This is a genomic window from Arthrobacter sp. SAFR-044 (assembly GCF_059414985.1).
The window spans coordinates 279,944-292,422 of the sequence record NZ_JBPFDN010000003.1 but is presented as its reverse complement, the minus strand read 5'-3'; the positions used below and the strand labels follow the sequence as shown (position 1 = coordinate 292,422).

9 protein-coding genes are annotated in these 12,479 nt (G+C 66.0%); 7 read left to right on the top strand and 2 right to left on the bottom strand.

Features of this window, described 5'->3' with window-relative positions; genetic code table 11:
• Positions 1 to 39 precede the first annotated feature (39 nt).
• The gene (locus ACR65J_RS06395; RefSeq protein ID WP_440167110.1) at positions 40 to 321 is read right to left on the bottom strand and encodes a hypothetical protein; all 282 of its coding nucleotides are present in this window, start codon (positions 319 to 321) and stop codon (positions 40 to 42) included.
• A gap of 127 nt (positions 322 to 448) precedes the next feature.
• Positions 449 to 1,129 carry a GntR family transcriptional regulator gene (locus tag ACR65J_RS06390; RefSeq protein ID WP_440167108.1) on the bottom strand — a complete coding sequence of 227 codons (681 nt, stop codon included), beginning with the start codon at positions 1,127 to 1,129 and terminating at the stop codon, positions 449 to 451.
• Between the two features lie 120 nt (positions 1,130 to 1,249).
• Between ACR65J_RS06390 and purU the strand changes: the two genes are divergently transcribed.
• The 7 genes from purU to ACR65J_RS06355 all read left to right on the top strand — a co-directional run bounded on the left by purU (position 1,250) and on the right by ACR65J_RS06355 (position 12,421).
• Positions 1,250 to 2,155, top strand: a complete 906-nt coding sequence (gene purU, locus ACR65J_RS06385; RefSeq protein WP_440167106.1) for a formyltetrahydrofolate deformylase — start codon at positions 1,250 to 1,252, stop codon at positions 2,153 to 2,155.
• A 48-nt stretch (positions 2,156 to 2,203) separates the two neighbouring features.
• Complete coding sequence (locus ACR65J_RS06380) at positions 2,204 to 4,696, top strand: GcvT family protein (protein ID WP_440167105.1); 2,493 nt, start codon at positions 2,204 to 2,206, stop codon at positions 4,694 to 4,696.
• Positions 4,697 to 4,700: 4 nt separating this feature from the next.
• Positions 4,701 to 5,327, top strand: a complete 627-nt coding sequence (locus ACR65J_RS06375) for a cyclodeaminase/cyclohydrolase family protein (RefSeq protein WP_440167103.1) — start codon at positions 4,701 to 4,703, stop codon at positions 5,325 to 5,327.
• Positions 5,324 to 6,229: a bifunctional 5,10-methylenetetrahydrofolate dehydrogenase/5,10-methenyltetrahydrofolate cyclohydrolase gene (locus ACR65J_RS06370; protein ID WP_440167101.1), complete on the top strand. Its 906-nt coding sequence runs from the start codon at positions 5,324 to 5,326 to the stop codon at positions 6,227 to 6,229. The genes ACR65J_RS06375 and ACR65J_RS06370 overlap by 4 nt, the downstream gene beginning before the upstream one ends.
• 156 nt (positions 6,230 to 6,385) lie before the next feature.
• Positions 6,386 to 7,717 (top strand): molybdopterin molybdotransferase MoeA, encoded by a 1,332-nt coding sequence (locus tag ACR65J_RS06365; protein ID WP_440167099.1) that lies wholly within the window; start codon positions 6,386 to 6,388, stop codon positions 7,715 to 7,717.
• Between the two features lie 529 nt (positions 7,718 to 8,246).
• On the top strand, positions 8,247 to 9,659 hold the full coding sequence (locus ACR65J_RS06360; protein WP_440167097.1) for an MFS transporter: 1,413 nt from the start codon (positions 8,247 to 8,249) through the stop codon (positions 9,657 to 9,659).
• A 254-nt stretch (positions 9,660 to 9,913) separates the two neighbouring features.
• A complete protein-coding gene (locus ACR65J_RS06355) occupies positions 9,914 to 12,421 on the top strand; it encodes a GcvT family protein (protein WP_440167095.1) in 2,508 nt (835 codons plus the stop codon).
• Positions 12,422 to 12,479: the final 58 nt, after the last annotated feature.

Genomic DNA, 12,479 nt, shown 5'->3' with positions numbered 1-12,479 from the left:
GTGCATTGGGAGCTGCGGCTCCGCGGGCGCCAGGGAGGGCTAAACCCAGATTTGGTAGCCCGATGACTTGTCGAAGATGCGCCGGGTGCTGATGCCCTCGGCGGCTATCCAGAGCACCGAGCCGTCTTCCGCAGCCTGGTCCACCACCCCGCTGGCCACGCGTTCCCCCTGCAACCACACTTCGACGCTGCGGCCGGGCAGTCGCGCCCAGTCGGCCCGGAGGCCGAGAGTCTTTTTCGACGTGCCGCCGCCCTTCCCATCGTGTTCGGGGTCAAGGTGGATGGCATCACGTGGGGCTTCAAGGGTTGCCTGGGAATTCACTGGTCACTCCGATCGGCGGCGCCGTCACCGCTGGAATCCATCACTGATATTTGATTGATATATCAATCTGGATCCGAGTATGGCCCAGGTCACACTGCATGTCAACGGCGCCCCGGCCCCCGTGGCACTAGGCCTTGAAAAGTGCCTCCCGGACCGCGCTTTCGAACCCGCTCACGTGGACGCGGGCAAGCTCCGCTGCCCGCTCCTCATCCCCGTCGATGACGGCGCGGAGCAGATCGAGGTGTTCACGGACATGGTGCGACAGGTCCGGCAGGCGGTCGATGACCATGCACCAAATCCGCGTTGCCAGGTTGTCGTAGCGGATCAGGATGTCTTCCAGGTGCGGGTTGGCAGCAGCGGCGTATATGCCCTGGTGCACCTGGGCATCTAGCTGGAGCGTTTCGGTCACGGTTGCCGCGGACACGTCGAACGCCTCAACCTTTTCGAGCGTGGCACGCAGCCCGTCGCGGACCGCAGGGGAAGCCACCCGTGCGGCACGCGCCGCTGCTAGGGGCTCAAGCTGGGCGCGGATCTCCGAAATAAAGGAAAGGTCGGTCACGTCCACCCGGGTAGCGAAGGTGCCACGGCGCGGGTAGGTCTTCACCAGCCGGTCCAGCTCCAGCCGCTTCAGGGCTTCGCGCACCGGAGTCCGCCCCACCCCTAGGTTCTTGGCCAGGAGCTCGTCATTCAGCAGCTCGCCGGGTTTGATTTCAAGGGTCAGCAACCAGTCGCGGATGCTCTCATAGGCGACGTCGGCCAGGGACTTCCGCCCCATATCCTCCGCCACCGCCAAAGCTTCGAATGCCATGCTGAGCCCCTTCTTCCCAACCAGAAAAAACTATTGACCTCGCCTATGGACCAGTATACGCTGGCATCCAATCTAATATATCAGTCCGTCGCTTTTGAATATATCTAGAAGGAGAAGGGTATGACCCTCATCGAAGCAGCCTCAGCAACCGTCACCCTGCCGGCGCTCAAGGAAGAGCAGGCGCAGAAGTTCGTGCTGACCCTTTCCTGCAAGGAGCAAGCAGGAATTGTGCAAGCCGTAACCACATTCCTGTTCGAGCGTGGCTTCAACATCGACGAGCACCAGCAGTTCGACGACAGCCTGCGGGAGACACTTCACCTGCGCACCGCATTCTCCGGCTCGCCCAACTACACGCCCGCCATGCTCGAGGAAGAGTTCGCAGGTATCGCCGGCCGGTTCGACATGAAGTTCAGCTTCCACGACCAGACCCCCAAGCGCGTCCTGGTCATGGTGTCCAAGTTCGGCCACTGCCTCAACGACCTCATCTTCCGCTGGCGGGGCGGCAGCCTTGGCGGTGAACTGGTGGCAGTCGTTTCCAACCACGAGACCCACCGTGCGATGGCGGAAGCCGCCGGGCTGCCCTTCATCTACGTCCCCGTCACCCCGGATACGAAGGCCGCCGCTGAGCGCCGGCTGCTGGAACTGGTGGATGAGTACGAGGCCGACCTCGTGGTCCTGGCCCGTTACATGCAGGTGCTCTCGGACGACCTCTGCCGGGCGCTGGAGGGGCGGGCCATCAACATCCACCACTCCTTCCTCCCCGGATTCAAGGGAGCACGCCCCTACCACCAGGCCTACGACCGCGGAGTCAAGCTGGTGGGCGCCACCGCCCACTACGTCACCGCCGACCTGGACGAGGGGCCGATCATCGAGCAGGAAGTCATCCGGGTGGACCACACCTATGGCCCGGCGCAACTGTCCACCGTGGGCCAGGACGCCGAGGCACTGGCCCTCTCCCGCGCCGTCCGCTGGCACTGCCAGCACCGCGTGCTGAAGGACCAGACCAGCACCGTGGTGTTCCGGTAAGCACCCCCGTCCGCAGACATAACTCGTAAAGCAGCAGGAGAGACCCCCTTGGAATCGTCACCACGCATTGTCATCATCGGAGCCGGCATCGTCGGCACCAACCTGGCGGATGAACTTGTCACCCGGGGCTGGAACAACATCACCGTCCTGGACCAGGGACCCCTCAACATGCCGGGTGGCTCCACGTCCCACGCCCCCGGCCTGGTCTTCCAGACCAACCCCTCAAAGTCCATGGCCCTGTTCGCCAAGTACACGGTGGAGAAGCTGCTGTCCCTCACCGAAGGCGGCGTCAGCTGCTTCAACCAGGTGGGCGGCCTGGAAGTTGCCACCACCGAAACCCGCCTCGCGGACCTGAAGCGCAAGCTCGGCTACGCGCAGGCATGGGGCATCGAAGGCTCCATCCTGTCCCCGGCCGAATGCAAGGAGCTCTACCCGCTCATCAACGACGAGGACATCCTCGGCGGCCTCCACGTTCCCAGCGACGGCCTCGCTTTGGCCGCCCGCGCCGTCCAGCTGCTGATCAAGCGCACCGAGGCGGCCGGCGTGAAGTACATCGGCAACACCGAAGTCACCGGCATTGAACAGTCCGGCCGCCGGGTCACCGGGGTCCAGACGCCCGACGGCGTGATCCCAGCAGACATCGTGGTCTCCTGCGCCGGCTTCTGGGGCGCAAAGGTCGGCGAGCTGATCGGCATGTCCGTGCCGCTGCTGCCCCTGGCGCACCAGTACGTCAAGACCACCCCAGTGCCCGCGCAACAAGGCAAGAACGAACTGCCCAACGGCGCTTCGCTGCCCATCCTGCGCCACCAGGACCAGGACCTCTACTACCGCGAACACGGCGACCGCTACGGCATCGGCTCCTACGCCCACAAGCCCATGCCCGTGGACCTGGACGAACTCGGCAGCTTCAAGCCGAACGAGATCAGCGAGCACAACATGCCCTCCCGCCTCGACTTCACCCTCGAGGACTTCCTCCCCGCATGGGAGGCCACCAAGCAGATCCTGCCGGCCCTGCGCGAAAGCGAAATCGAGGACGGCTTCAACGGCATCTTCTCCTTCACCCCCGACGGCGGCTCCCTCGTTGGCGAATCCAAGGAACTCGACGGCTTCTTCGTCGCCGAAGCCGTCTGGGTCACCCACTCTGCCGGCATCGCCCGCGCCGTCGCCGAACTCCTCGTGGACGGCAAGTCCTCCATCGACCTGGGCGACTGCGACATCCACCGCTTCGAGGACGTGCAGCTGACCGCCGAATACGTCAGCGAAACCTCGCAGCAGAACTTCGTGGAGATCTACGACGTCCTGCATCCGCTGCAGCCCAAGCTCTCCCCGCGCAACCTGCGCGTGTCCCCCTTCCACGCCCGGCACAAGGAACTCGGCGGCTTCTTCCTCGAAGGCGCCGGCTGGGAACGGCCCTACTGGTTCGAGGCCAACGCCGAACTGCTCAAAGAAATGCCCGCGGAATGGCAGCCGCCGGCCCGCGATGCCTGGTCCGGCATGTTCAGCTCCCCGATTGCCGCGGCCGAGGCATGGAAGACGCGCACCGCCGTCGCCATGTACGACATGACACCGCTCAAGCGCCTCGAAATCTCCGGACCCGGCGCCCTGAAGCTGCTGCAGGAACTCACCACCGCGGAAATGAACAAGAAGCCCGGAGCCGTCACCTACACGCTCCTGCTGGACGAACAGGGCGGGGTCCGAAGCGACATCACCGTGGCGCGCCTGGACGAGCAGACCTTCCAGCTCGGCGCCAACGGCAACATCGACACCGCCTACTTCGACCGGGCAGCCCGGCACCAGACAGCAAGCGGCAGCGCCGAAGACTGGGTCCAGGTCCGGGACACCACCGGCGGCACCTGCTGCATCGGCCTCTGGGGCCCGCTGGCCCGTGAGGTTGTCGGCGCGGTCAGCAGCGACGACTTCACCAACGACGGCCTGAAGTACTTCCGGTCAAAGAACGTCGTCATCGGTGGAGTCCCGGTCACCGCCATGCGCCTGTCCTACGTCGGCGAACTGGGCTGGGAGCTGTACACCAGCGCCGACAACGGCCAGCGCCTCTGGGACGCCCTGTGGAAGGCCGGCCAGCCGTTCGGCATCATCGCCGCCGGCCGGGCAGCCTTCAGCTCGCTCCGCCTGGAAAAGGGCTACCGCTCCTGGGGCACGGACATGACCACCGAGCACGACCCCTTCGAGGCCGGCCTCGGCTTCGCGGTGAAGATGGCCAAGGAGAACTTCGTCGGAAAGGCAGCCCTGGAGGGACGCACCGAAGAAAACTCCGGACGCCGCCTGCGGTGCCTCACGGTCGACGACGGCCGCAGCCTGGCGCTGGGCAAGGAACCGGTGTTCTACAAGGACCAGGCAGTCGGCTACGTCACCAGCGCGGCCTACGGCTACACGGTTAAAAAGCCGATCGCCTACTCCTACCTGCCCGCCGAGGTCTCCATCGGTGACTCCGTGGAGATCGAGTACTTCGGCCGCCGCATCGTGGCCACGGTGACCCAGGACCCGCTCTACGACCCCACCATGTCCCGGCTGCGCGGCTAGCACCATGATCAGTTCAGAGACAGTCAGCAGCTACCTCACCCGGTTGGCCGCAAAGCAGCCGACGCCGGGCGGTGGTGCCGCCGCGGCCCTGCACGCGGCCCAGGGCGCAGCCCTGGTCGCCATGGTGGCGCGGTACACCACTGGCGCCAAATACGAACAGCACGCACCGCTGGTGCAGCGCATCACCCAGGCTGCGGACGACCTTGTCGCCGAGGCACTGAGCCTGGCTGAAGCGGATGAACAGGCCTTCCAGGCAGTCATCGACTCCTACAAGCTCCCGTCCGGCACCGATGACCTCAAGGCCGCCCGGGGGGCCGGGATCCAGTCCGCCCTCATCCAGGCGGCACAGACCCCTGCCCGGCTCGTCAAGCTGTCGGGCGGCATCGTGGACCTTGCCACCGAACTGTTCGACGTCGCCAACGCCAACGTCATCAGCGACGTTGCGGCGGCCGCTGACGCCGCCCGCGCAGCTGCCACCACGGCGCGCGTCAACATCGACATCAACGTCGTGGCGGTCAAGGATCCGGAGGCACGCGCGCTGCTTGCCCAGCAGACGGATGGCATTGAGGAAAAGGTGGTCCTGGCGGCAGATGCCCTCTCGGCCCGCGTTCGCGAAAGGATCCTGGGTTGAGTACATCAATACTTTCCGGAAAGCCTTTGGCCGCTTTGTTCCAGCAGGAGGTCCAGGAGCAGGTCCGGTCGCTTGGACTGGACGGCGTCCGCCCGGTCGTGGCGGTGGTCATGGCGACCGCCGATGAATCAACGCGCTGGTACGTCCGCTCGATCGAGCGGGCAGCGGAGCGCGCCGGTGTCGGCTGCCGGATCATCGACCTGGGCCATGAGGCAACGGAACCGGCGCTGGCCAGCGTACTGCGGGACCTGAGCGCCGACCCGTCCGTGAACGGCATCATCCTGCAAACCCCGCTGCCCGCGGGGGTCCGGACCGACAACCTGGTGGGCCTCATCACCCCGGAAAAGGACATTGACGGCGCCAATCCGCTGAGCCTGGGACGCCTGGCCGTCGGCCAGCCGGCCTTTGCTCCCGCCACCGCCCGCTCGGTCGTGGAAATCCTTGACCACTACCAGGTTCCCGTCGCAGGCAAGGACGTGGTGGTGGTGGGCCGGTCCGCAGTTGTGGGCAAGCCGCTGTCCCTCCTCCTGCTGGCACGCGATGCCGCCGTGACGGTCTGCCATTCCAGGTCGGGCCCGCTGGAGCGCTACACGAAGGATGCCGACGTCGTGGTGGTCGCAGCCGGCCGCGCCGGGCTGCTGACCGGCAGCCACGTCTCCTCCCGGACGGTAGTGGTCGACGTCGGCACGAACGTCCTTGCCGACGGCTCGCTGGTGGGTGATGTGGACGAAGCCAGCGTCACCGGAACCGCAGCGGGACTCACCCCCGTTCCCGGCGGCGTCGGCTCCGTCACCACCGCACTGCTGCTCCTGCACACCGTGGAGGCCTCACGCCGGCAATCATCCTCCCAGCCACTGCCGGCCGAAGCCGCGGAGGCCCAGATCCTGGAAGCCGCGGGCTAGAAAAGGAACAGCGTCAAGCAACGGGTGTCCCGTTTTTCGTAAAAGGTGCTTCGGTGGGCCTAAGACCTGGGGAGGTATTCCTCATCGAAGCACCGTTTTCGGAAAACGGGGCCCCGTAGCCGGCATGTGCCCGTCAATCAACAAGGAGAGGCCCGGATGCCTGCCAATGGACCGACAGCCACCGTTTCCAGGAGTGCAGCCGTGCCCGGCCCCGTCCCGGAACGGGGATGCATACCGTGGTCCGAAGCGCGCCATGTCGCCTTCGGCTCGGCCAATACGCTCCCGCCTGTGGCCGTCCCGCTCGCTGAATCCATTGGGCGGACCTTGAGCCGGGACGTCACCGCACTCCAGGACCTGCCGCACTATGCCTCGTCCGCGATGGACGGGTGGGCGGTGAACGGACCCGGCCCCTGGCTGCTGGCCGGATCCGGCCAACACAACTCCCTGCCCCGTGAAGGCAACAGATTTTTACCTGCAAACAGTGCCGCCGTGATTGCCACCGGCGGCCTGGTACCGCACGGCGCCGATGCCGTCCTGCGGAAGGAAAGCGGCCTGGCTGCACGGGACACCAACGGCAACCACGTCCTGAGACTCCGCCCGGAGGCGAAGGCCGGCGAGCCGCGCAGCGGCCAACACATCCGTCCCGCCGGGCAGGAAGCCCGGTCAGGGGACGTACTCATACCCGCCGGCACTGTCCTTAATCCCGCTCAGGTGGCCCTGGCTGCGGCGGCAGGGCACGACACTGTGCAGGTCCGCGCCCGGCCCGCTGTCGCCGTCGTACTCACCGGGGCTGAAGTGGTGACGCAGGGCGTCCCGGCCCCCGGGCAGGTCCGTGACACCTTTGGCCCGCAGCTCGGAAACGTCGTTTCCCTCCTGGGTGGCAGTGCCGGCAGTCCGCAGAGAATCGGTGACTCGTTCGGCAGCTGGCTGGATGCCCTGGACAGCCCCGTCCTGCCCGCCGGCAGGGCAGACGTCATCATCACCACCGGGGGTACCGGCAAATCCGGGACGGACCATTTCCGTGCCGCCATCGACGCCCTGGGCGGACAGCTGCTGGTAGACGGCATCGCGATGCGCCCCGGGCATCCAGCCGTGCTCTCCGGGCTTCCCGACGGGCGGTTCGTGATCGGTCTTCCGGGCAATCCCCTGGCGGCCGTAATGGCCCTGCTCACTATCGGCGCACCCCTGATCGCCTCGCTCGGGGGCACCCAGCTGCCTCCGTTGCAGCTCGTAATGTCCGGCTGCGACCTTGAAGGCGATCCGGGAAGGACACGCCTGGTCCCCTGCCGGTTCCTGTCCGGCCTGGCGTTCCCGGTCCAGCACACCGGCCCCGGGATGATGCGCGGGCTTGCCTGGGCTGAAGCGGTCATGGCTGTTCCTCCCCAGGGCGTTGACTCCGGGGGACCCGTTACCGTGCTCCCGCTTCCGTGGGCAGCACAACCAGGTACCGCAAGGACACCCGGGGCGGAGGCCACCATCCCACCCTGACGCAGATGTTTGCCCGGGGCTACCCCCTCACCAGGCACTCGGTACGGCGGAGGTCTCCCTGTCCCAGCGGCCAGGGCTTTTGGCGTGCCCCGGAGTACCCAGCAGGAACGCCTACATACTTTGCGTTTAGCGGGTCACACTCTTGACATTGAATGTGAGCTGGCGCACGATTTTGTTGCATACAGCGAAGGTTGTTGATCATCACGGAACGAAGCTCACCCGGATATGCTCCTCCCGTCCCCCGGCTCACCCGTGATGACTTTGGGGAACAGACGAACGAATTCATGATGGCCGATCCGAAAGGGGCCCTGGCCCGTGCATCGGCCGCACAACGCTGCCAGCATCCATGCGGCAGCGCCAGATCACCAAAGGAAACTGTCTATGACTATCAGGGATGGCAGCACCATCGATCAAAGCAGCGCGGGGCGCCGGAACCGGGGAACGACGCCGAAGTCTGTCCGTGGGTCCAGGAAACAGCGCTCTGGCGCCTTCAGCGGTTTGCGCTGAAGCCGGAAGGGAACAAATCTCAATGATCAATCCAACCAAGACGACGGGCCCCGTCGACACCTCCTCATCAAAAGAGACCAGCTCCAAGTTCAAACGCCGCTTCATGGTGCGGCTTGTCGCTGTCTTCATCGGCGGGATGTTCCTCGACGGCTACATCCTCGGCATCATCGGCCCCGTCACCGGACCCATGCGGTCAGATCTCCAGCTCGACGCCCTGTCGCTGGGCATGATTGCTGCAGGCCCGCTGGCTGGCATTTTCATCGGCTCCCCGCTGGCCGGGTGGGCTACTGACAAATTCGGCCGCAAGCCCATGTTCCTCGTGGACATGGGCCTGTTCCTGATCGCCTCAGCGGCCCAGTTCTTCGTAACCTCCGGAGACGGCGCCGTGATCCAGCTGGCGCTCATCAGATTCATGATGGGCGTCGCGATCGGCGGCGAGTACTCGATCGGCGGCCCGCTGCTGTCAGAGTTCTCCCCTCCGAAGCTCCGCGGGCGGCTGCTCGGGCTGACCCTGATCGCCTGGTACGTCGGCTTCATGATGGCATTCATCATTGGCACCCTCCTGCACGACGCCGGCACCCCCTGGCGCCTTGTCATCGGCACGAGCACGATACTGGCCTTCGTTCTGTTCATCGCGCGCATAGGCCTCCCCGAATCGCCGAGCTGGCTCATCACGAAGGGACGGCGTGAGGAAGCACTCGCGATCGCCCACAAATACGTCGAATCGCCACAGATGCACGACAGCATCACCGAGGAGATCGACCTGAGGATGATCCAGGAGGCCCAAGCCGCGAAGGGCAGGACCAAAATCAAGAACGCCTCCTTTGGAATGTTGTTCTCGAGGGAGCACTGGCGGACCACCCTGTTCACCGCGGGTTTCTGGTTCTGCGCGGTCACCCCGTACTTTGCGATCGCGACCTTCGCCGACGACGTGCTCAGCCAATTCGGCTTCGGCGGCGGCTGGGCCGGTGGAGTCGGCCTGTCCGCACTTGCGGCCGCGGGTGTTGTCACCACCGTGCTTCTGATCGACAAGCTGGGCCGCCGGATCCTCACCGTGCCCGGACAGTGGCTCTGCGCAGGCATCCTGCTGGTCATCGGCGTATGGGCGGACGCACCAGCGATCCTCGTCCTCGCCCTGTTCCTCGCGTTCTCCTTCTTCAACGCCGGCTACACCACATTGACCCAGGTCTATCCGGCCGAGGTATTCCCCGCCCCCCTGCGCGGCATCGGCATGGGCTTCGCCGCGGCTTTCAGCCGCATCGGAGCCGCACTCGGCACCTTCGCCCTGCCGTGGGCAATCAGCAACATCGGCCTGGGCCCAAGCATGGTCGTGGCCGCCATCGTTGCATTGCTCGGTGCAGTCCTCTCGCAATGGCTCGCGCCTGAGACGAAGGGACGCACCCTCGCCGAGATCTCTGCAGACGTTTCCCACTGACACCGGGACCGGACGGCCTCACGCCGCCGGATAACCGGAGCTGCACAAAGAGGCCTTCGCCGCACCAGCGGCGGGGGCCTCTTTGCCGCCCTTCGACATAGCGCTGCGGACCGTCGCAACAAAGCAGGAAACCCTTGACATCCCATGTGAGCTGAGACACTCTGTTGCATATAGTGATGCGCGTTGCTCATAGCGAAGCAAATTCCATCACCCGGTCAGGCGGATTCCAGCACCAACCAGGAGAACCAAAAATCATGAGCGCATCACCCCGCGTCGTCATCATCGGAGCCGGCATCGTCGGCACCAACCTCGCCGACGAGCTGGCAAGCCGCGGCTGGAACGACATCACCGTCGTCGAACAAGGACCGCTGGAGCTCGCCGGCGGCTCCACGTCGCACGCACCGGGCCTGGTGTTCCAGAACAATCCGTCCAGGACCATGACGGAGTTCGCCACGTACACCGTCAACAAGCTCCTCGCCCTGGGCAAGGACGGCCAATCCTGCTTTAACCAGGTGGGCGGCCTGGAGCTGGCAACCACTCCCGAACGCCTGGCCGACCTCAAGCGCAAGATGGGCCTGATGACCTCCTGGGGTGTCGAAAGCCGGATCATCGACGCCGACGAATGCGAAAAGATCTACCCGCTGCTGAACACCGGCAAGCTCACCGGCGGCCGCGAGGTCCTGGGCGGCCTGCTCATCCCCACCGACGGACTCGCGCTGGCGGCCCGTGCGGTACAGCTGCTGATCGAGCGCACGCGCGAACAAGGCGTCACCTACCGCGGCTCCACGACCGTCACCGGCATCGCCCAGGAGGGCGGCAAGGTCACCGGCGTCGAAACCTCCTCCGGCGTGATCCCCGCCGACATCGTGGTGTCCTGCGCAGGATTCTGGGGCCGTGAGCTCGGCCGGATGGTGGGCCTGGAAGTGCCTCTGCTGCCACTGGCCCACCAATACGCGATCACCACGCCCCTCGCCGAACTCGAGGGCGCCAACGAGCTTCCCAACGGCGCCGGCAAGCCCATCCTGCGCTACCAGGACAAGGACCTGTACTACCGCGAATGGGGCAACCGCATCGGCATCGGCAGCTACGCCCACCGCCCGATGCCCGTGGACATGTCCGCACTGCCGAAGGTCGCTGCCGAGGAGATGTCGGACCACCGCATGCCCTCCCGCCTGGACTTCACCCTTGAAGACTTCGTGCCCGCGTGGGAGGACAGCCGGGACCTGCTGCCGGCACTGCGCAGCACTGAGATCCAGGACGGTTTCAACGGCATCTTCTCCTTCACCCCGGACGGCGGCCCGCTCATGGGCGAGGCACCGGACCTCGAGGGCTTCTTCGTGGCCGAGGCCGTCTGGGTCACGCACTCGGCCGGCGTTGCCAAGGCCATGGCAGAGCTGATCATCGACGGCCAGCCGCAGACTGACCTGCACGGCTGCGAGCTGACCCGTTTCGAGAAGGTGCAGACCTCCGACGCGTACGTCAGCGAGACCTCGCAGCAGAACTTCGTGGAGATCTACGATGTGATGCACCCGCTGCAGCCCCGCGAATCGCCACGGGACCTGCGCGTCAGCCCGTTCAACGTCCGCCAGAAGGAGCTCGGGGCGTTCTTCCTGGAGTCCGCCGCCTGGGAGCGCCCGCACTGGTTCGAAGCCAACCGCGGACTCCTGGCCGAACTCCCGGAAGAATGGCGGGCCCCGGAGCGCGAAGAGTGGGCCGCCATGTTCCACTCCCCCATTTCCGCCGCCGAGGCGTGGAAGACGCGTACCGCCGTCGGACTTTTCGACATGACGCCGCTGAAGCGGCTCTCCGTCACCGGCCCCGGTGCCCAGGCACTGCTGCACCGGCTCAGCACGGGCAACATCACCAAGAAGCCGGGGGCCGTGACGTACTGCCTGCTGCTGGAGCACGACGGCGGCATCCGCAGCGACGTGACCGTGGCCAGGCTCGCGGAGGAAGAGTTCCAGCTGGGCGTGAACAGCAACGTGGACTTCGATTACCTCCGGGTGGAGGCCCGCCGGCAGTCAGCAGCCGATCCCGCCCAGTGGGCGCACGTGACCGACATCACCGGCAGCACCTGCTGCATCGGCCTGTGGGGCCCGCTGGCCCGCGAGGTCATCGGCAAGGTCAGCACGGATGACCTGAGCAACGACGGCCTGAAGTACTTCCGGACCAAGGAGATCTCGGTGGGCGGCATCCCTGTAACGGCGATGCGGCTCTCCTACGTAGGCGAACTCGGCTGGGAGCTCTACACCACCGCCGAGTACGGGCTGAAGCTCTGGGACCTGCTGTTCGAGGCCGGCCGGGAGCACGGCATCATCGCTGCCGGACGCGGCGCCTTCAACAGCATGCGCCTGGAGAAGGGCTACCGGCTGTGGGGCACGGACATGACCACCGAGCACCACCCGTACCAGGCCGGCCTGGGCTTCTCCGTGGCCAAGGACAAGACCGGGTTCGTGGGCGCCGAGGCACTTGCCGGACTCAAGGAACAGCCGGCGGCCAAGACGCTGCGCTGCCTGACGGTCGACGACGGCACGTCAGTGGTGCTGGGCAAGGAACCGGTGTACGTGGCCGGCGAAGCCGTTGGGTACGTCACCAGTGCGGCCTACGGCTTCACCGTCCGCAAGCCCATCGCCTACGCCTGGCTGCCCTCGTCGGTTTCCGAAGGGGACTCTGTGGAGATCGAGTACTTCGGCCGACGCGTGGCGGCCACCGTGTCCGCTGAGCCGCTGGTGGACCCGGGCATGGAACGCCTCCGCGGCTGATCTGCCCCAGCCACACCAGGTGGTTGGGCCTGCTTGAGACCGGCAGGCCCAACCACCT